Source organism: Amazonocrinis nigriterrae CENA67 (assembly GCF_016056305.1).
GTDB lineage: Bacteria > Cyanobacteriota > Cyanobacteriia > Cyanobacteriales > Nostocaceae > Amazonocrinis > Amazonocrinis nigriterrae.
Genome location: NZ_JAECZC010000007.1, coordinates 67,516 through 86,085 on the forward strand (window position 1 = coordinate 67,516; position 18,570 = coordinate 86,085).

Genomic DNA, 18,570 nt, shown 5'->3' on the forward strand with positions numbered 1-18,570 from the left:
GTTATTCATAAGCGCACCTGTTTTCGGCTGGAGTAGGGCGATCGCACCTAGCTGGTGATCATACCCACGAATAAAGCCGTCAACCTTCGCAGGTAAACGGCTCATTCTTTTACAGGATTTTCTTTTAGTCTCTCCGATAGTTCTTCCAAGCTTGTCAAGCGTTGGCGCAGCTTTTCGCCTCGTATTTCTATTTCGAGAATTTCTTCACGAGTGTCCGCGATTAGCTGCTGTACTGTTCCCCCAAGAGGGTCATCTCCGGTACTGACAGGGGGATCTGTCCTCGTCCAATCAATTCGACTAGATGAGAGCGACTGACACCCAATTTCTCCGCCAGGCTGTCGAGTCCCGTTATCCCATCGTCCGTCATTACTAGGCTTACGTTCTTCTTGATCTGTCCATATTCCCTGTGTCTGGCTTTGGCTGATTTCCCCATTTTTAGTGACCATGATCAACTTCCTATATAGGATATCAATTTTCTATTCATAAAATACCATATAGGATATTCGTGTATATGGTATATTCCATATATGATTTTAGTTGCTATCACGCAAAACAAGTAGAGATGGCAGCCTACCGCCACTGAGGCAAGTGAAAGACCTGCCAGCGCTGAGTGCCTGACAACTGACAACTGACAACTAACACCCCAAACCATGCAGAGACAGCAGCCTGCAAGCATTGAGCGAACGAAAGACCTGCTAGGGAGTGACAAGTGACTAACTTCATGAACAAAAACACTAAACCTATGAAGCGTAAAAAGTTCATCCATTGGCTAAGTCCGCTTAGCAACGGAACAGTAGCCGCCTGTGGTCGTACTTTTAGCCCGCGCAACCTTTCCCCGTTGATTGCCACCTGCCCCAAATGCCGACTAAAGCATCAACAGTACTTTCATTCAGCCTACTCAACTCAAGCATGAACCAAACAACCACCACCATTGACCTAGCCAAAGAACTGCAAGCACTAGAAGCACATCTAGAGCGAGTCATCCAATCACCAGAATTCACCAACTTGATGAAATCTGGCTTCTGCAACCCAGACTTCACGCTACCAGATGCACTGATGGCAGTACAGCAAACTGCCGAAAGCTACAACGAAATGATGTCAATTATTGAACAGTACTCAGATGCTTAATTTCATTCACTTACAACAGCCCGATCCATTCTTTGAAACTGCACTGAGCTTAGAGCAAATCACCTATGCTCAACGGCTGCAAGATACGGTTTACATCTACTTCACAGGAATATCAAAACCTCTTCTACTGCGTGGACAAGCAGCAGAGGTGGCTTGGCGAGTCATCAAGGACAACAGCACCACCATTTTTGACTCGACGTGGAGCGCAGCGCAACAAACAAAAAGCGCCGAAACCCTTAGCCCTAAAGAGTTCGGCACTTCTGCAAGTGAGTAGAAAAACAATGTATTCCTCATTCCTTAACGCATTATTCCCCAACTACTCCCCAACTATTCACCCACTCATGAGCAACTATGAGCGAGAACGAGACGGTCAACAAACCATCAACAAACGGCAAATCCTCCCACAGTAGTGCTACTAAAAGCGGTAAGAAAAGGCAGTGGAAAGACTTACCTGTTGACTCATTGTCTAAAGGTTTTGAAATTCACCAAGCTGAATATGTAGTAGGCAAATCTCCGGTTATCTGGTCTACTGTCACACCAGGACAGCTTTTTTCTCTGAGCGAAACCGGAAAGAACCTTCACGTCAAGCTGAGTGATGCACGGGCTATCAGCCTTGACACTCGCGTATCGATTGAATTTAAGCCATCCATCCGCCTAAGCACTCAGGTCTGGGTCGTCACCAGCTTTAACTCAATCACCGCCAATTTTAAAGGGCAACCGCCTCAGTAGTGCGATCGCCCTGCACAGAGTTTCAAATAGAAACCATACTCATTATGCCAGAAGACATAAATAAAGCATACATTCAGCGTTACATAACCCAAGCTAAAAGCACGGACAACGAAGTGTTGAAAAACAATGCCCTTTACCGTGCTGGCACGCACATGGAAGTTATTCCCTGTAACGGGGACGACAAACTCACCCCAGAGCAGCAGCAAGCAGTATTAGATGCAGCCGCGAAACTGTTAGGAGGTGAGGATGCCTTTTAACCAGCGTCTTTACGAGGTATCACTTGAAACCCTGCTAACTGCCAACGTTCCCAAAGACATAGCAGAAGCAGCCAGCCGCGTGGTTGCCAGTGACGACCCGAACCAACCCGACTTGGGACGAACGCCCCAAGATACAGCGGTAGCACATGAAGCTGTAAAGCATTATTGGCGAGGGCAAGCTGATGGATAGCTTTTCACCCATGAACTACTACCAACAGCAGGCGATAACTGCAGCCGCTGAACTTGACTATGAACTGGAACTAGCTGCCGCTGAAGCTGAAAACACAGAGGATGATTCTGTACAGCCCAGCCCACAGCCAGAAAACTCAGTTTATAACTTTAACGCCATCCTTGATGGATTACTAGACTAACCAAAAGCCCCAGCCAAAACTGGGGCCCGTTCGATGAATAAATTAGCAATTTGTCTTTTCATCCTTGCAATAATTATGTCACTTGTTGCGCTGAATAAAGAACATCAGCCACTTCACTTAAAAATCGAGGTGCAGTATGGCAGATGAACAAAAAATTGTGGTGGAGGTTCCCAGCGATCGCGGCTACTCCCCAATCCCCAATCCCCAATCCCCCAATAAACTCGAACAATTTAAGAAGGGGTGGATAAACGCGATCGTCTTCCCCGACAATCCCGCAGATCTAGTTTTTGACGTGACCACCTCAATTACCATCCCGGCACTGATCAGCAGCTGCTGGGCATCATTCCCCATTCTCCAATTCTTGAAAGTTGGGGCATTAATCGCTATTGGCATAGCGGCGCTAGGAGTCTGGCATCTGCTAGCCATCCCGGAACTTAAGGATTGCTTAATGTTTCGATTAATCCTGGTAACAGTGGGGGTAGTAATTGGGCTGTGACACTGGATACGTGCTTTGTCGTCTTAATAACGAGCCGGGATGAAGATATGAAAGTTGTTGTAAAACGACTGTGTATATACAACGTAGGCTCAGGTAGGCGTTCCTTATTCCAAGGGAATTTTCAGGAGTGCAAAAACTTCATCGAGCAAAACAAACATTTGGAGTCAGTTCGCAAGTATGACTGAATCTTATAAAGGGTTTAATATCGACATTGAAAGAACAGACAATAATTCGCCTTATCACTGGGGCGTTGAGGGCGAAGAACACGTTTATTGGAGTGGAACTGCTGAAGATAGTTCTAGTGCCTGGGAACAAGCCACTGAATGGATTAACTTTTATCTTAAGTCTTTGCCAAAAACTGAAAATGCAAAAATAGCGGTGAAGCATCAACAAATTCTAAAAGAAGTGGTAGAAGCCTTAGAGAAAGTCACTGACGTTGATTATTGCAACCATCATCAACGCATAGTTTCAGGAGGGCTAAGGAACAAGGAAGCCTTGCTAGACAATGCTCTTGAAAAAATTAGAGAGGCGTTAAGAATTAACGAGCAAGTAATCAGAAGTATCAAAGCTTTTCCCGACGAAGATCTAGAAACAGCTATCCGGCGATACCTTCAAAGCAATCATGACTGATTTACAACCTTATATTTCGCTTGATCGTGGTAGGAGCAATGGGTTTATGAACAAACAAGAACGCAAACAAACCTTTTTTGAAGTATTCACTGACGCATCCTGTCCAAAAGACTTGGCAGATAAAGCTGCCTGTATCGCCAGTAAATATTATCCAGCCGGACTAATCGGGGCGACAGAGGAAGAGGTTAACACATTTAAGCAGGCTCAAGATTATCTTACGAGGCAGGAGCAATGACTAATCTGCACCCCTCACAAGTACATTCGTACTTGCAAATGTACCAACGGGCACAAATAACATCTTGGATGTGTTGGGGTGCATCTGTCCTGGTGTTGTGTGCTGCGGTTGATATTCGCGCCAGGCAGATTAAGCCCTGGCTGCTAATCGGCTCTACCTCCGCCCTAATCGGTGGCGGGAGCTTAAGAAAGTCTGCCAAGCAACTTAACCGGATATTAGGAGATATCGAGCAAGCATCAAAGCTAAACTTTCAGGCGTTGGCGAAAACCCAAACTCAACCCACGGCACAGCTAGCAGTTACGGTTGGGGCAAGTGCTGACTGGCAGCCAGACAACTTAATCACAGATCCAGTTGAATACATTAACAAAGTACAGAAACATGTTGCCCTGGTGGGAGGAACCGGAGACGGTAAATCAACCCAGGCTCAATACTTCTCTACCCGTATTGGGGGAAAAGTCATTGTTTATGATGTTGACTCAGCCAAAGGTGATTGGGCTTGGGTGGAGCCTGAAAACCTGATCGGTGATGGTGGACTTTCGGAAGTTAACGCCGCGATGCAATCGGCACTTGACCACCTGGAACAGATGAGAGTTTACCGCAAGGAAGTATCAAAAGATATTCCACAAGAACACTCTCGCTTTTACATTGCTGAAGAGTTCCCTGTATTAGCCGACTGTGACAACGCCGCAGAATGGATTAAGCAACACGCTAAGGTAGGACGCAAGCGTAAACAGTTCATTATGGCGCTAGCCCAAAATGACACAGCTGCTAACTTTGCCCTAGAAGGTGACGCTGATATCCTTGATACCTGCTTTGTTCGCATTCGCTTAGGCAAGAAAGCCCAGGACTACGCTAAGTCAACGCTTAAAAATCCACAGCTTGAGCAATGGCTTAAAGCTGGTGGCAAGAAGCGGTTTATGGTCGATGATTGCCCGTGCGAACTGGACTTGAGCAACTGGGGGCTGAGTACGATTACGTACAAAATCGATACCAGCCGAAGAAATGAGGGGGACAAGGAACCTCAATTACAACTCAACGAGTATGAGCAATTCATTCTTGATTGGGGTAAACAGCACCCTGGAGAGGTTTTGAAAGCCCGGATATTGCTGCAAGCCAGTCGCTTATTTGACGGAATGCAGCCAGATGAAATCAGAATCATCCTTGCATCTCTTGCAGATCGGGGATTGGGCGAAGTGGTAGGAGAAGGCGATCGTCTCGGCTGGAGGTGGTCACAGTAGTGTCTACAGTTTGCCTACAGTTTGTCTACAGTTTGTCTACACCTTGCCTGCACTGTGTTGTAGCCAAAATAGACCGACATCTTTTAATACCGTGAGTGCGGTTGTTGGCGCTCAATACCCTGTCTGTAGGCGTTCTGTTGACTGTCTACAGTGTCTACAGAAAAATTGTCCCAAAATTTCGGCTGTAGACGGCTCAAAACCGCGCTGTATAAGACTTTTAGCGACTGTAGACAAATTTTTCAGGGGGTAAATTAAGGCGATCGCGCAGGCAGAAACGCGATCGCTTACCCAATTACCAGTACTAAGTAAAAAATATATGGATAGTCCAGAAAACAGAACATCTCAAGTATTAAGTTTTTATCTTCACAGAAGCGAAGATGAGCAAGAAGATTTTATATTGTTCCAGCTTCAACAACGATATGGATTAGCCCTTGAAGGGTTATCTAAGATGGAGAAGGTGTATTTGATTACGCTACTAGGCTCTAATTTACTTACTGTTGAAGCAGGGAGACTTAAAGGTTTTCGTACAGAAATATTTGCAATTGCAGGTAGGCTTGTGCATGAATTACTGGCGGAAGAACAAGAAAAGCTTCTCGCAGCCCTAATTGATGGAGTGATATATCAAAAGTGAGTAGCTGAATTGTGGCTGACGATAATACGATTTTTGAAGAAATTGATACCCTACCGTGAATCAAGATAAATGGATAACTGTTGACCCGCGAACAAACAAATTAGTATTACGTTTTCGTGTTCGTGGTTTTCCAAAACAGTTTTATTTAAACACTAGACTAAAAGACAATAAAACTAACAGAGGTATAGCTAATACTCGTAAAGAAATAATACAACGTGATATAGCTTTAGGCAGGTTTGATTCGACATTAGAGTCTTACGAATTTGGAAAATATAAAACAGCCATGATTCCCTGTCAAAAAATTTCTTTAGTAGAATTGTGGAATAAATTCTTAGATTTTAAAAGTCAATTTTTAGAGCAGTCAACACTAGAAAGCGACTACAAAAACATCACTAACTTTATTACTGGCTTGTCAACTCAATCCTTTGATGATGCCACGATTATTAGAGATTTATTATTAAACAAATATAGCTATCACACAGCCCATAAAATGCTCGCAGCTTTTTCTAGGTGCTGCCAGTGGGGAATTGATTCGGGCTTAATTGAAGCAAATCCATTTGAAAAAATCCAGTTACCAAAGCCAAAAAGAAGAAGTCATGAAGATGAGGTCAAAGCATACACCTTGGAACAGCGCGATTTAATCATTGCAGATTTTGAATCGCACTCAAAATTTTCTCACTACAGCAGTTTGATTAAATTTCTGTTTTGGACTGGATGCCGACCGGGAGAAGTATTCGCACTAACTTGGGAAGATGTAAATTCTGACTGCACACGCATTTCTATTACTAAAGCTTATGCGTCTCGTGTCCACGCTTTGAAAGGAACGAAAAATAACAAGCGTCGAGTTTTTCCTTGCCAACAAGGGTCAAAATTACAAACACTACTTTTAGAAATTAGACCTAACACACCGAAACCCAGTGGATTGATTTTCAAGAGTAAATCAGGGGCAAGAATGAATTTAGCCATTTTAGAAAAGTGTTGGCGAGGGAATAATCATCAAGGGCATGTGATTAAAGGCTTGGTTCGAGAGCTAGCCGATCAAGGCATAGTCCCCTACCTCAAAATTTATAGTACCAGGCACACGTTTGCCACCTGGGCTATTGCATCTGGGGCATCTCCTGAAAAGGTGGCTTACTGGATTGGCGATAACGTGCAAACAGTTTTGATGTACTACTGCCATCCAGATGTAACTAAGACTGAATGCCCAGATTTTTAAACGAGACTGATACTCATCTGCTACTCAAAATCGGCTATGAAGGCTTATTGGTAAAGTAGGTGGTAATTTTAAAACACTGGCAACCACTGCAATTAACTTGCTGGGGTCAATAGGTTTAGATAAATGCTGTTGAAATCCGGCAGAAAGGGCTTGTAGGCGGTCTTCTTCGCGGGAATATGCTGTTAAGGCGATCGCTGGTATATGTCCTCCTTTTTCCGGTTCTAAGGAGCGTAATTTAGTAATCAGGGTGTAACCGTCTTGCTCTGACATGCCGATGTCGCTAATCAAAATGTCCGGTTTTAATTGTTCTAGAACTGCCAGTGCAGCATCCACTGATCCTACAGCAGTGGCAACCGCTCCATATTCCTCAAACATAAAGGCGAGAAAGTTACGGCTATCAATTTCATCGTCCACAACTAACACTTTTAATCCAGTCAGAGGAGCCGATGTATCACCAAAGGAGGAAATAGGAGAATTTTCTTGCCCTACTGCTTCACTATTCCTGCTCGTCTGGTTTTCTTGTGGCATCAGTGGTAGTTTCACCGTAAAGGTTGCTCCTTGTCCTTGTCCTGGACTTTCTGCCACAATTGTGCCTCCATGGAGTTCCACCAGGTGACGAACGATCGCTAGTCCTAGTCCTAATCCGTTGTGCGCGCGTGTTGTGGTACTGTCTGCTTGGCGAAAACGCTCAAATACTTTCGGCAAAAAGTCAGGGCCGATGCCAATACCTGTATCAATCACTTGGATTTGCACGTAGGATGATGTATGGAAGCAAAGGGGGACAGAAGCAGAGGTAACTTGAATTTCCTGAAGGGCCAATTCTATTCTTTCCAGCCGAACTTCTACATCACCACCTTTAGGTGTGAACTTAATAGCATTAGTGAGTAAATTCCAGACAACTTGCTGCAAACGAGCTGGATCGCCACAGATTGAGCCTAAGTTAGTATCAAAGATCGTCTGTATCCGCATACCTTTCGTATCTGCTAGAGGACGCACTGCTTCTAGGGCGGCCTCGACTACAGTCACCGGATTGACGGCAGATAAATTCAACCGTAGCTGACCTCGGATAATCCGTGATACGTCCAATATATCTTCAATGAGTTGCACTTGGGAGGTAGCATTGCGTTCAATGGCATCCAAAGCTTTGGCGGTGGCTGTTTCGTCGAGTTTTTTGGAGCGGAGTATTTTTGACCAACCCAGCATTGAGGTTAGGGGTGTGCGGAGTTCGTGGGAGAGAACCGCAAGAAACTCATCTTTCATGCGATTTGCTGCTTCTGCTTCTTGTCTTGCGGTTTGTTCTCGAATCATCTGAGCGCGGATTTCTTCGGCTTGCTTGCGTTCGGTAATATCTTCGAGAGTGCCTACATACCCCAGTAATTCACCATGAGCAGATAACATTGGTGATGAGCGCACTTCTACCCAACGCAGACTACCGTCAGGGCTTTGAAAGCGAAAATCTTCTGAGTACTCGCACCTTTGATGAATGTGGGTAGACCAAGTGGCGATCGCTCGTTCTCGGTCTTCTGGATGTACCGATTCTAGCCACTTCTTTTGTAAACTTTCGGCTGCACTCAACCCACAAATTGCTTGATAACGGGGATTAGTATACTTACAACGTCCTTCGGTATCTATTTCAAAAATCCCCACTGGGGAGCAAGTACTTAAGGAACGAAATCGCTCTTCACTTTGCTTGAGTTCCGCATTTACTGCGGCGAGTTGGGCTGCTTGTCGCTGGACTGCTTGTGTTTTTTTAAACAGTTCGACAAATACTGTGACTTTAGAAGTCAAAATATTGGGGTCTATGGGCTTGAGCAGATAATCAACTGCACCCAAGGCATAGCCTTTGAACAACATTTGATCGCTAGTGCTAAAGGCAGTCAGAAAGATAATGGGAGTATGACGCGATCGCCCCCGACTGCGAATCATGGTGGCAGTTTCAAAGCCATCCATTCCTGGCATTTGCACATCCAGCAAAATTACTGCAAAGTCCTGATGCAATAAGCACCTCAAAGCTTCTTCTCCGGAAGTGGCTCTGACTAGCTTTTCTCCCAGCCGCTCCAAAATAGCCTCTAGTGCCAGTAAGTTTTCCAGTTTATCATCCACCAGGAGGATGTTTACTTTGGGTTCCGGCTGCATGAGTTCATTTCCGTATAGAGTGACAAAGGTTGACTAGCAAAGGAGCAATTTCTGAAAGTGATAAAATCCAGTCTACTGCAACAGCGGAAATTGCGGCTTCTGGCATAATTGAGCTCTCAGCCGTGGCAGGCTCCTGTACTATGGTAATTCCTCCTCGTGCTTTTACTTTTTTAAGACCTCGCATACCATCTTGGTTGGCCCCCGTCAAGATTACACCAATGACTTGTTCGCCGTAAACATCGGCAGCTGATTCAAACAGCACATCGATGGAAGGTCGAGCATAACAAACTGGCTCATCAATAGATAAATCAAAATAACCTGGTTCTACCAACAAGTGATAATCTGCTGGTGCCACGTAGATTTGTCCTGGTAATATTTCGTCTTTGTCTTCCACCTCCCGAATTGGTAAACATGTGTGCTCTTGTAATAATCCTACTAGAGTTTTGTCTGAGTCTTTGTGGCGGTGTTGCACGATCGCGATCGGCACTAAGAAGTCTTGTGGTAAATCTACTAATATGTTTTTCAGTGCTGAAAAGCCCCCTAAAGAAGTCCCGATAACTACAATTTTAAAGGACACTAGTTTAGCCTCCGGTATAGCTTTTCACCTTTGGCCATTTCTTCATAATATTTTTCATAGGGAGAAAATCTAATTGATTCTTGTCGTCCTAGACCTAAAACCCCAAAGGTGCATAAACTGTTATAAAAAAGTGCATGTACTCGCTTTTGTAATGTCTGATTAAAATATATGAGGACGTTACGACAAAGAATGACATTGAACTCATTAAAAGAACCGTCAGTTGCCAAATTATGCTGGGCGAAAATCACATTTTCCCTCAGAGATGCTCGAAAAATAGCATTGTCATAAGCTGCGGTGTAATATTCAGAGAAAGATTGCACCCCACCAGCTTTTAGGTAAAGCTGAGTATAGTCTTGCATTAGTCTCAGGGGAAAAATACCAATTTTGGCATTTTGTAATACCTTTTCATTACTGTCGGTAGCATATATTCGGCAACGGTGGTAAAGTTTTTCTTCTTGTAACAAAATTGCCATAGAATAGACTTCTTCTCCGGTTGAGCATCCAGCGTGCCAAATGCGAATAAAAGGATAAGTTCGCAACAATGGAATTACTTGCTGTCTAAAGGCAAGATAAAAGCTGGGGTCACGAAACATTGATGTGACATTCACCGTCAAACCGAGCAAAAATCTCTCTAAATACGGATGATCGTGGAGTAGCCTTTCTTGTAATGCAGAAATACTGCCTAACTTCTCCGAACGCATAAAGCTTTGAATTCGGCGTTTTAGCGAAGATAGAGCATAATTGCGGAAGTCATAACCGTAGTATTGGTAAATCCCCTCCAATAGCAACTGAATTTCGATATCCTCCAACTTGGGTTTGGGCAAATTCATAATAAAACTTAAAAGATGATGCACAGCCAACTAGTCATACTAATTCGTAATTGGTAATTAAGACATCTAGAAAAAGGCTGGATACAGGCTGCTTCTAATACTTTACCCTTTTCTTTTTCCTTTTTGAGCGATAGGTTGATTGCTCAAAGCCTTGTAGACACAAAATGTTGAGCCAGCGCTATCTTGGGAGTTTCCACGCTAGTTCTACTCAATGAGGGAACCTTTGCACGCAACTGGCTGTTGTTGACACGGGGATATGTACCAGTTGTCTAAGTTGTGGTTCTGTTATTTTCACTATCAACAAGTGATGCAAACCAAGCTTTCCAAAACTTGGCAGCTTGAAGCTCTAAGGTGGCAGCATAATTAGCTGTATCCTGGCGTAATTTACCAACGCTAAGACTAGGAGTTCCAGCTATCTCGCCAGCATGGCCAATAAACCAACGCTCTAGACCTAAAGCAGTAACTTCTGGATGAAACTGTAATGCTAGACAAGATTTACCCCAGGAAAATGCTTGATTTTGATATTTGGTAGTAGAGGCAAGTAAAGTAGAATTTATGGGTAAATCAAAGGTATCTCCATGCCAGTGCAGTACAAATGTATGTTCTGGTGCTAAGTAAGCTAGAGGCGAATCCCTACCAGCATTACTCAGTTCTAAAGATCCCCAGCCTATCTCCTTTTCTTTGCCAGGATATACTCTGGCTCCCAGGGTACGTGCTATCAGTTGGGCACCTAAACATATTCCTAATGTAGGTAAATCCGATGCCAGACGACCTTCTAATAAACGTATCTCATCAATTATAAAGGGATAATCCTGCTCATCATAAGCACCGATAGGGCCCCCCAGAATGACGAGCAAATCGGGAATCACAGGATCAATTTCCACCAGATTATCAAGTCCTGCTTCTACATAGGTCACTTCATAGTCTTCTTGCTTGAGAATATTAGCCAAGCTTCCGAGATCTTCAAATGCTAAGTGCCTAATTACTATGGCATTTTTCATGTTTATCACCTTAATCAATGGACTAATTTATGGTTTTTTATATAAATCATCACCGTTGCGTTCAAAAATAATATTTAGACATAGGGAGGTAAGATCCTCCTCATCTCCACGGCTTTGGGCCCTTGCTGAGGCTTTTTTGGTATGGGGCAAAAAAATTCCAATGACGCCACTTGCTCCCCAATGCCAAAAAAGCCCTATTCTCGACCTCAACAAATAATCTAGCTGCGTAAGTCCGTACTTTAGATAATAATCAGGCGATCGCATCATTATAATGATGCGATCGCCTTGGTAAATTTGATCTTATCTAGCGGCGTCTGCTGCCAAAACCAGTTGAACGGCGGACTGGAGAACGCCCACTACCAAAACTAGGGCTGCGTCTGGTTGAACTGGATCTACCCGAAGGTCTGAGTTGACTGGCACCATAACCAGAACCACTGGGGCGGTTACCTGTGGTGGTACGCGGTGTGGTGCGTACAGTTGAACCACCAGGATATGACCTTCTAATGCCACCTGTAGTGCGGAAAGCCGTACGATTTCTCACAGCTGCGGGTGGCGCATTATAACGACTTTGGTATCTGTCAACGGCTTGGCCATAGCTGCTACCATAGCCACCAAAACCAGTTAGAACACCACCTGGTTGATAAACAGGCGGCACATAATATTGGGGTCTAAATAACATATTACCGATCGCTTGTCCGGCGATGTTACCAGCTACTGCCGCAGCAAATGGTGTCCAAAAACCAGTTTCTCGGCGGACTACAACAGTTTCCTGTTGTCCTGTTTGGGGATTGGTTTGTGTCTGGGTGACATTATGGACATACTCAATTTTGAAGTCTTCTGGCACGTACAAAATTGGCTGTCCGTTTTCCACCTTCAAGTAAGCTTTCTTACCTTGTTTGATTTCATCATCAGTCAACCTTGCCATTTGCAAGTTTTCAGTGGCAAAGTTTGGGGGTCTATTGTTGAGTAACAATAACTGGTACTCCCCAGTAGCATCATCGTATGTCGCTTGTTGCACTTGATACTCACCATCACTCAACTTGGTGACAGCAGAGTTTTGGCTAACGTTCCTGCCTGTGGGGGTAGTTTGGTTCCCCCCGCCGCAGGCAACAGTTGTCAAGCACAAACTCAGGGCTAAAAAAACGACTGTAATTTTACGCAGTACGTTCATGATCATTGCACTATTTCCTTATCTTTGAGCTTAACAAGTTCTCAATGTGGCTAGTAGTACGGACAACCCAACAAATTACAAAGGTATCAGTTCTGGGTAATATTGCAACAGTTGATCGTTGGTGAGTTCATCACCTAACTGTGCTGGTGAGAAATGCACTTGGATTGCTCGTAATTTGTGGTTGTAGTGCAAATTGATTAAGGCTTTTAAACCTTCGTTCAGTGCTTGAATGTTAGAAAGGTCAGTTTCCAAATCTGGCACTTCTCCTTCATAAGCCACTGTAATCATGACAACTACATTACGGGTTACAGGTATGGAAAAAGGTTCATTGACTCCAGAGTTAGAACCTAAATCGAAGTCAGCACCGTAGCGTTCGGCAGAGTCGCTAAATAACTGATTGACATAATCTCCTGCTTCACCTTCATCCCAAAACACATCGCCTTCATTAGCAGCAGAAAGCCAGTATTCATCAAATCGCAACAGAGTTTCACACAGGTCTACCAATCCTTCTCCCAAAACTTGCAAGTCGCCATCAGCATCAATCGCATCCCTTGCACCACGATTTAATACTCCCAAAATTGGTGCCACCTCAGACCCCGCTAAATGTAGAAATAAGCGAAAGACAACATAGCGAGTCCGTCCAATCATTTTATTCAAAAAATCGGGCATTTGCTTCCTCCAGAAGTTTATTTTTAGTTTCACATACAGGATGAGGGGATGAGGAGATGGGGAGATGGGGAGATGGGGGGATAAGGGAGATGGGGAGAATAACAACTGACAACTAACAACTGACCACTGACTACTGACTGGTGTAATGAAAACTTTTGATGAAATCTACAACCATGTTTGGTGAAGGCAATATAGACATAGCAGATTCACTGGACATCTCAGCTAAAAATCCTACATCGAATTCAGAGGGATTAATAAATCGTTTACCAAAGTTCGGATTGTAATGCACAATTAAAGTTTGAGCGCTGGAATTGGTTAATATTGTCTGGGTAGGTATTCTAAAGAAATTTAATTTGGCTGCTAATTCCAAATTTTTTTTCATTTGTCTAATAGTCTTAGCTTGATTAATAGCTTCCTGAATTAGAGTCGTTAATTGCTTCACCCGATGGGGTGTTTTTTCACCAAGGTGAGGCAGATCTTCTTTTGCTAACATTTCTATTACTGTATAAATATTTTTTTGGGTGTTAACAGCATCTTTAAAGGGAAGAATGGCAATGCAAGCTGTAGGTAATAAAGCTTCGTCACTATCTAATCGAAAAGTGAAAACAGTCCGGCGACGCCCAATTTCCATGCTGGGAGGTTGTTTGAGCGCTCGATATTCTTGAGCAATTTGGAAATAAGCACCAGCGAGGGCAAAGTTAGCTTCGTGTTCTAGGGGTGCATCGACGATGATCCGGATTGTCGGTGGGGTTTCATTGAAAAAGTCTCGTGGGTCTTCCGACTCAAACTTTTGGATGATGGAGCGATCGCCATTAGGACTGAGATCAACCCACTCACAAATCAGACCTTCGGTTTTTAAACCAAACCGCGAGGTAGAATATAGTTTTGCCCCTGTTAAAATCGCCCCTGTTAAATCAGCACCTATCCACTCTGCTTTAATTAAGATTGCTTGGGTTAAATCGGTATGTACTAAACTGGCATTTGTTAAATTTGCATTGCTCAAGTCTGCACCCATTAAGTTAGCGCCACTTAATTTCGCTCCGCTTAAATCTGCCCAACGAAGATTTGCCCCGCTTAAATCTGCCCAACGAAGATTTGCCCCGCTTAAATCTGCGCTGTTGAGGTTAGAATGACTAAGATTTGCCTGTTTGAGTTCAGCTTCTCGCAAATTCACACCATTGAGATCTGTGCGACTTAAATCGGTAGCGTTTAAACTAGCCATCTCTAACTTGGCTCCCGCTAGGGAACTCCCTCTTAAAATCGCTTCATTCAAGTTGGCACTGCGGAGATTGGCATGGCGTAGTGTCGCTTCTCGCAAGTCGGCGCCGCTGAGATTAGCCTCAAACAAGTCAGCACGGCTGAGATCGGCGCGAATTAACTCAGCACGAACTAGTGAGGCTTGCCGCAGTTGAGCGCGACTGAGATCGGCTCGAATCAAATTAGCTACATTTAGGTTAGAATTATTCAGGTTGGCGCTATCAAGATTTACACCACTTAATCTGGCTACATTCAGATTGGCAGAACTTAAGTTAGCTGCGCTGAGATTTGCCCCACTTAAGTTGACTACATTTAGGTTAGCTGCGCTGAGATTCACGCCACTGAGTTTTGCACCACTCAAGTTAGCTTCACAAAGGTCAACACCACTAAAGTCTATGACACCTGCTGCGTATTGTTCTAGGAATTCTTCTACAGTCATTGATGTTACCCCTTATACCAATTTTAGATTTTAGATTTTAGATTGGAAATCCCAATGGATAGCCAACTTTATAGATTTAAAAGAATACAAACTATCTCAATTTGGTATTGGATGCCAACTTGAAGTAGATGCATATAAATAAAAGTTTGTACTCAGTTCTTACTGATATAGTTCCCTATTCCTTCTCCTGCATTTCTCACTAGCAGCAGAAGTAGGAGCAGAGAGGAAAGAACTTGTACAATAACTCTCCTCTGCTCCCCTGCTCCCCTGCACAAGCGTAGGCTTTGAGAGATGTGGTGAGAAATCCGGGTTCTCTGCTTCCCCATTGCCTAGTCAGGATAAAGTGAAAATACTTAAAAAATAAACTGTGAAAATCAAAAATGAAAATTGGTATTTTAGGACTGGGATTAATAGGTGGTTCCTTGGGTTATGACTTGCGATCGCAAGGTCATCATGTCTTAGGAGTCAGTCGCCGTCAATCCACCTGTCAAAAAGCGATCGCCCTAGGCAGTGTTGATGAGGCATCTGTTGACATGAGCCTGTTGGCAACCGCAGATGTTGTATTTATTTGTACACCCATCGGGCTGATTGTTCCCCAATTTCAGCAATTGATTTCTCATCTATCTGCCGCTACAATTATTACTGATGTAGCTTCAGTAAAAACACCAATAGTCAAAGCCCTGGCTCCTCTTTGGCGGAATTTTATTGGTGGTCATCCAATGGCAGGAACAGCAGATAGTGGTATAGAAGCTGCACAACGGGATTTATTTCTGGGTAGACCTTACGTATTAACACCAGACACAACAACACCAACGAGTGTAATTTCAGTTGTGGAAGAAATTGTGCGATCGCTTGGGGCTAATATCTACCATTGTCAACCAGAGCAACACGACCGCGCTGTTAGTTGGATTTCCCATTTACCAGTGATGGTAAGTGCTGCTTTGATTGCTGCTTGCATGGGTGAAACAGACCCCGACGTTTTACAGTTAGCCCAAAACCTAGCTAGTTCAGGTTTTCGAGATACCAGTCGCGTAGGTGGTGGAAATCCTGAGTTGGGATTGATGATGGCGCAGTATAATCGCCAAGCATTGCTGGGGTCTTTGCAAGAATATCGCCATAACCTCGACGAATTAATTAACTTAATTGAGCAGGAAAATTGGACAGTTTTAGAGGCTAAGTTACAGTCAACCCAACAGGCGCGACCTAATTTTGTTGAATAGTCAGAAGGCAGGAATGAAGAATTATTTCTCATTCTCTCATTTCCCTATCCACCATCTCCCTATCCTTTCAGTAGCGATCGCTTCGGGCTAACCAATGTCTTTCGGCACGCTGCAATCGGAATTCCACAACCTCGGTATACGATACTAATCGCTAGTACAGTAAAGCGATCGCTTAGAGTTTGCGAGTTCAGGTACTTCCCAATCAGTAATAATATTGAATATTCTTAGCTAGGTATGACTGAATAGTTACTATAGAATGGAACTTGAGAAATGAAACTTGGCTCAGTTGAACACAAGGAATTATTCTGCCGCAGCTTTTTAGATACCCACTTAGACTACGAGCCTGAGCATCTGCCTTGGCCTGATTTGAATGATGCAGATGTTGCTCGTTTGCGAGCAATTCCCTTTTGGGAGAAAGCACTTGGTATTGAACGGGAAGCTGGCGCAATGGTGAGTAGCTATGCAGCCACTGTGACAGATCCATTATTGCATGAAGCGATCGCTCTTCAAGGTAGAGAAGAATCGCGCCACGCCCGCCTGCTGAAAACACTCATTGACCGCTATGGCATTGAAATACCCCAATGTCCTCCTGTAGTAGTACCAGCAAAAATTGAGCCAGCCTTCACAACCTTTGGTTTTGAAGAGTGCCTAGATTCCTTCTTTGCCTTTGGGCTGTTTGGCATTGCTCGTGATGCTAAAGTATTCCCAGAAGCACTCTTCACGATTTTTGATCCGATTTTGGACGAAGAAGCACGTCATATTGTCTTTTTTGTCAACTGGTTTACCTACATGCAAATCAATCGCGGTCAAGGATTTTCACCTCTGCGGTTGGCAAAAACTCTCTGGTACTACGGCAAAGCGCTGAGTAATTTAACTGCTGCATTTGTCGATTCTGATCCCAGCGGTACCGGTTTTACCGCTACCGGCGCAAGCACTTTCACCGACAACCTCACATTAGAAAAGTTTCTCGATGTGTGCATCCAAGAAAATCATCAGCGGATGAGTAAGTATGATTCTCGCTTGCTACAACCGCAATTAATGCCCCGACTTACAAATATTGCTTTGAGTACCCTCCAACTCTTACCAAAACGTCAGTCACAATCGGTCGAGAGGGCTACTACATAATTCCTGGCCTATCCATCCCTACCCTCAATACGGTTCGGTTCAAAAGAGTAAAGTTCACCAACCCTGCACTTTTAGTGCAGGGATTGGAATAACCAATTATTCACGAAAAATCTGATACAAATTTTTTCACCCCTGCACCCCTGCACCCCTGCTCCCCTGCACTCCTGCACCCCTGCACCCCTGCACCCCTGCTCCCCTGCACCCCTGCTCCCCTGCTCCCTCTGCTCCCCTGCACCTTACTTGTATCAAAATTAAAGTGAAACGGTATTACAGGGCGTGAGATAGCTGAATCTGTTGCAGTTCTTGAGAAAGAGACTCTAGCAGTAGTGAGCGAGCTGACTGCACGAAGAAATGATCCCCATCGAACATTTTGATAGAGAAGGTGGCATTTGTCTGTTCCCGCCAACCTTGGAGTTGCTCGAAACTTACCTCTTTATCCTGTAAGCCACCGAAAACTGTTATGGAACAGTCAAGGCGCGGCTGAGGAGCATAAACGTAAGTTTCAAGGACAGCAAAATCTGCCCGTACAATAGGCATGAGGAGTTGCATCAGTTCAGAGTTCTCTAACACCTGTGGAGGAGTACCGTTGAGGCGTCGCAGTTCCTCTTTAAAGGCTGGTTCGGGAAGGTTATGAATGGGTGGCTTGGTAGCAGGGATTTGGGGAGGACGCCGTGCAGATAGGAACAAATGGAGAGGATGGAGATTATATTCTCGGCGGAGTAGATGAGTGAGTTCAAAGCTGACAAGCGCACCCATGCTGTGACCGAAAAACACGAATGGTTTGTCTAAGTATGGTAAGAGCATAGGAGCGATCGCTGCAACTAACGCTTCTAAACGAGTCAAAGCAGGTAAGCGCATCTGCTTTCCTCGTCCCGGTAGTTCAATCGGACAAACTTCTACAGTCGAGGGTAAATTGGCAGACCAAGTACGATAAATTAGAGAGCTACCTCCAGCGTAGGGTAAGCAAAATAAACGTAGGGAAGCTTCAGGATTTGGTTCAGGGCAAGTTACCCAAGAGTTAAATGATGGTGTAGTTGTCATGAGAAAACTTCGAGTTATTCACACTTGATCATTCGTAATCAAGTTGAACATTACAATAATGTAACATTTTAGAGCAAAGTGCTGAGTGCTGAGGAGCCAGCCGCTATGACTACAACTATATTTTTGAACGCAACTTAGTATCAGTACAAGATTTGATCTCCCCTGCTCCCCCG

General features: G+C 44.1%; 24 protein-coding genes. 14 read left to right on the forward strand and 10 right to left on the reverse strand.

From position 1 onward, the window contains the following. Positions 1–101: 101 nt before the first annotated feature. Both I8748_RS05545 and I8748_RS05550 read right to left on the reverse strand, forming a co-directional pair. Positions 102–446, reverse strand: coding sequence for a hypothetical protein (locus tag I8748_RS05545; RefSeq protein ID WP_198123660.1), 345 nt, complete (start codon positions 444–446; stop codon positions 102–104). A gap of 124 nt (positions 447–570) precedes the next feature. Next, on the reverse strand, positions 571–849 hold the full coding sequence (locus I8748_RS05550) for a hypothetical protein (RefSeq protein ID WP_198123661.1): 279 nt from the start codon (positions 847–849) through the stop codon (positions 571–573). A 60-nt stretch (positions 850–909) separates the two neighbouring features. On the opposite strand from I8748_RS05550, the gene I8748_RS05555 reads away from it, so the two are divergent. The 12 genes from I8748_RS05555 to I8748_RS05610 all read left to right on the forward strand — a co-directional run bounded on the left by I8748_RS05555 (position 910) and on the right by I8748_RS05610 (position 6,931). After that, positions 910–1,128 (forward strand): hypothetical protein, encoded by a 219-nt coding sequence (locus I8748_RS05555; RefSeq protein ID WP_198123662.1) that lies wholly within the window; start codon positions 910–912, stop codon positions 1,126–1,128. Continuing rightward, complete coding sequence (locus I8748_RS05560; RefSeq protein WP_198123663.1) at positions 1,121–1,402, forward strand: hypothetical protein; 282 nt, start codon at positions 1,121–1,123, stop codon at positions 1,400–1,402. Before I8748_RS05555 ends, I8748_RS05560 begins: the two co-directional genes overlap by 8 nt. Positions 1,403–1,479: 77 nt before the next feature. Beyond that, positions 1,480–1,857, forward strand: a complete 378-nt coding sequence (locus I8748_RS05565) for a hypothetical protein (RefSeq protein ID WP_198123664.1) — start codon at positions 1,480–1,482, stop codon at positions 1,855–1,857. A gap of 44 nt (positions 1,858–1,901) precedes the next feature. Next, positions 1,902–2,114 (forward strand): hypothetical protein, encoded by a 213-nt coding sequence (locus tag I8748_RS05570; RefSeq protein WP_198123665.1) that lies wholly within the window; start codon positions 1,902–1,904, stop codon positions 2,112–2,114. Beyond that, positions 2,104–2,304 (forward strand): hypothetical protein, encoded by a 201-nt coding sequence (locus tag I8748_RS05575; protein ID WP_198123666.1) that lies wholly within the window; start codon positions 2,104–2,106, stop codon positions 2,302–2,304. The genes I8748_RS05570 and I8748_RS05575 overlap by 11 nt, the downstream gene beginning before the upstream one ends. Continuing rightward, the gene (locus tag I8748_RS05580) at positions 2,297–2,485 is read left to right on the forward strand and encodes a hypothetical protein (RefSeq protein ID WP_198123667.1); all 189 of its coding nucleotides are present in this window, start codon (positions 2,297–2,299) and stop codon (positions 2,483–2,485) included. Before I8748_RS05575 ends, I8748_RS05580 begins: the two co-directional genes overlap by 8 nt. Positions 2,486–2,621: 136 nt before the next feature. Then, positions 2,622–2,981 carry a hypothetical protein gene (locus I8748_RS05585; RefSeq protein WP_198123668.1) on the forward strand — a complete coding sequence of 120 codons (360 nt, stop codon included), beginning with the start codon at positions 2,622–2,624 and terminating at the stop codon, positions 2,979–2,981. Positions 2,982–3,158: 177 nt separating this feature from the next. Further along, a complete protein-coding gene (locus tag I8748_RS05590; RefSeq protein WP_198123669.1) occupies positions 3,159–3,611 on the forward strand; it encodes a hypothetical protein in 453 nt (150 codons plus the stop codon). Continuing rightward, positions 3,604–3,846 (forward strand): hypothetical protein, encoded by a 243-nt coding sequence (locus tag I8748_RS05595; RefSeq protein WP_214662439.1) that lies wholly within the window; start codon positions 3,604–3,606, stop codon positions 3,844–3,846. The genes I8748_RS05590 and I8748_RS05595 overlap by 8 nt, the downstream gene beginning before the upstream one ends. Next, a complete protein-coding gene (locus I8748_RS05600) occupies positions 3,843–5,084 on the forward strand; it encodes a P-loop NTPase family protein (protein ID WP_198123671.1) in 1,242 nt (413 codons plus the stop codon). Before I8748_RS05595 ends, I8748_RS05600 begins: the two co-directional genes overlap by 4 nt. A gap of 316 nt (positions 5,085–5,400) precedes the next feature. After that, positions 5,401–5,715, forward strand: coding sequence for a hypothetical protein (locus I8748_RS05605; protein WP_198123672.1), 315 nt, complete (start codon positions 5,401–5,403; stop codon positions 5,713–5,715). 55 nt (positions 5,716–5,770) lie between these two features. Next, on the forward strand, positions 5,771–6,931 hold the full coding sequence (locus I8748_RS05610; RefSeq protein ID WP_198123673.1) for a tyrosine-type recombinase/integrase: 1,161 nt from the start codon (positions 5,771–5,773) through the stop codon (positions 6,929–6,931). 24 nt (positions 6,932–6,955) lie between these two features. On the opposite strand, the gene I8748_RS05615 is transcribed toward I8748_RS05610, so the two are convergent. From I8748_RS05615 to I8748_RS05645, 7 genes are all read right to left on the reverse strand, one after another. Continuing rightward, entirely contained in the window at positions 6,956–9,067 is a 2,112-nt protein-coding gene (locus tag I8748_RS05615) for a hybrid sensor histidine kinase/response regulator (RefSeq protein ID WP_198123674.1), read from the reverse strand. A 4-nt stretch (positions 9,068–9,071) separates the two neighbouring features. Continuing rightward, positions 9,072–9,644: a chemotaxis protein CheB gene (locus I8748_RS05620; protein ID WP_198123675.1), complete on the reverse strand. Its 573-nt coding sequence runs from the start codon at positions 9,642–9,644 to the stop codon at positions 9,072–9,074. Next, complete coding sequence (locus I8748_RS05625; protein WP_198123676.1) at positions 9,644–10,474, reverse strand: CheR family methyltransferase; 831 nt, start codon at positions 10,472–10,474, stop codon at positions 9,644–9,646. Before I8748_RS05625 ends, I8748_RS05620 begins: the two co-directional genes overlap by 1 nt. A 269-nt stretch (positions 10,475–10,743) precedes the next feature. After that, entirely contained in the window at positions 10,744–11,475 is a 732-nt protein-coding gene (locus I8748_RS05630) for a glutamine amidotransferase (RefSeq protein WP_198123677.1), read from the reverse strand. Positions 11,476–11,779: 304 nt separating this feature from the next. Continuing rightward, positions 11,780–12,652 carry a hypothetical protein gene (locus tag I8748_RS05635; RefSeq protein ID WP_198123678.1) on the reverse strand — a complete coding sequence of 291 codons (873 nt, stop codon included), beginning with the start codon at positions 12,650–12,652 and terminating at the stop codon, positions 11,780–11,782. Positions 12,653–12,721: 69 nt separating this feature from the next. Next, positions 12,722–13,315: a DUF1517 domain-containing protein gene (locus I8748_RS05640; RefSeq protein ID WP_198123679.1), complete on the reverse strand. Its 594-nt coding sequence runs from the start codon at positions 13,313–13,315 to the stop codon at positions 12,722–12,724. Between the two features lie 130 nt (positions 13,316–13,445). Continuing rightward, complete coding sequence (locus I8748_RS05645) at positions 13,446–15,011, reverse strand: pentapeptide repeat-containing protein (RefSeq protein ID WP_198123680.1); 1,566 nt, start codon at positions 15,009–15,011, stop codon at positions 13,446–13,448. Positions 15,012–15,391: 380 nt separating this feature from the next. Between I8748_RS05645 and I8748_RS05650 the strand changes: the two genes are divergently transcribed. Together I8748_RS05650 and I8748_RS05655 are read left to right on the forward strand one after the other, a co-directional pair. Continuing rightward, positions 15,392–16,231, forward strand: a complete 840-nt coding sequence (locus tag I8748_RS05650; RefSeq protein ID WP_198123681.1) for a prephenate/arogenate dehydrogenase — start codon at positions 15,392–15,394, stop codon at positions 16,229–16,231. Positions 16,232–16,501: 270 nt separating this feature from the next. Continuing rightward, a complete protein-coding gene (locus I8748_RS05655) occupies positions 16,502–17,356 on the forward strand; it encodes a ferritin-like domain-containing protein (protein ID WP_198123682.1) in 855 nt (284 codons plus the stop codon). Positions 17,357–17,623: 267 nt separating this feature from the next. Here the strand turns inward: I8748_RS05655 and I8748_RS05660 are convergent, their stop codons facing one another. Further along, positions 17,624–18,397 carry a thioesterase II family protein gene (locus tag I8748_RS05660; RefSeq protein WP_198123683.1) on the reverse strand — a complete coding sequence of 258 codons (774 nt, stop codon included), beginning with the start codon at positions 18,395–18,397 and terminating at the stop codon, positions 17,624–17,626. Positions 18,398–18,570: the final 173 nt, after the last annotated feature.

Coding starts and splice junctions, on each gene's coding strand:
- I8748_RS05545 (WP_198123660.1), bottom strand. CDS start 446: ATGGTCACTAAAAATGGGGAAATCAGCCAAAGCCAGACACAGGGAATA.
- I8748_RS05555 (WP_198123662.1), top strand. CDS start 910: ATGAACCAAACAACCACCACCATTGACCTAGCCAAAGAACTGCAAGCA.
- I8748_RS05560 (WP_198123663.1), top strand. CDS start 1,121: ATGCTTAATTTCATTCACTTACAACAGCCCGATCCATTCTTTGAAACT.
- I8748_RS05565 (WP_198123664.1), top strand. CDS start 1,480: ATGAGCGAGAACGAGACGGTCAACAAACCATCAACAAACGGCAAATCC.
- I8748_RS05570 (WP_198123665.1), top strand. CDS start 1,902: ATGCCAGAAGACATAAATAAAGCATACATTCAGCGTTACATAACCCAA.
- I8748_RS05575 (WP_198123666.1), top strand. CDS start 2,104: ATGCCTTTTAACCAGCGTCTTTACGAGGTATCACTTGAAACCCTGCTA.
- I8748_RS05580 (WP_198123667.1), top strand. CDS start 2,297: ATGGATAGCTTTTCACCCATGAACTACTACCAACAGCAGGCGATAACT.
- I8748_RS05585 (WP_198123668.1), top strand. CDS start 2,622: ATGGCAGATGAACAAAAAATTGTGGTGGAGGTTCCCAGCGATCGCGGC.
- I8748_RS05590 (WP_198123669.1), top strand. CDS start 3,159: ATGACTGAATCTTATAAAGGGTTTAATATCGACATTGAAAGAACAGAC.
- I8748_RS05595 (WP_214662439.1), top strand. CDS start 3,604: ATGACTGATTTACAACCTTATATTTCGCTTGATCGTGGTAGGAGCAAT.
- I8748_RS05600 (WP_198123671.1), top strand. CDS start 3,843: ATGACTAATCTGCACCCCTCACAAGTACATTCGTACTTGCAAATGTAC.
- I8748_RS05605 (WP_198123672.1), top strand. CDS start 5,401: ATGGATAGTCCAGAAAACAGAACATCTCAAGTATTAAGTTTTTATCTT.
- I8748_RS05615 (WP_198123674.1), bottom strand. CDS start 9,067: ATGCAGCCGGAACCCAAAGTAAACATCCTCCTGGTGGATGATAAACTG.
- I8748_RS05625 (WP_198123676.1), bottom strand. CDS start 10,474: ATGAATTTGCCCAAACCCAAGTTGGAGGATATCGAAATTCAGTTGCTA.
- I8748_RS05630 (WP_198123677.1), bottom strand. CDS start 11,475: ATGAAAAATGCCATAGTAATTAGGCACTTAGCATTTGAAGATCTCGGA.
- I8748_RS05635 (WP_198123678.1), bottom strand. CDS start 12,652: ATGATCATGAACGTACTGCGTAAAATTACAGTCGTTTTTTTAGCCCTG.
- I8748_RS05640 (WP_198123679.1), bottom strand. CDS start 13,315: ATGCCCGATTTTTTGAATAAAATGATTGGACGGACTCGCTATGTTGTC.
- I8748_RS05645 (WP_198123680.1), bottom strand. CDS start 15,011: ATGACTGTAGAAGAATTCCTAGAACAATACGCAGCAGGTGTCATAGAC.
- I8748_RS05650 (WP_198123681.1), top strand. CDS start 15,392: ATGAAAATTGGTATTTTAGGACTGGGATTAATAGGTGGTTCCTTGGGT.
- I8748_RS05655 (WP_198123682.1), top strand. CDS start 16,502: ATGAAACTTGGCTCAGTTGAACACAAGGAATTATTCTGCCGCAGCTTT.
- I8748_RS05660 (WP_198123683.1), bottom strand. CDS start 18,397: ATGACAACTACACCATCATTTAACTCTTGGGTAACTTGCCCTGAACCA.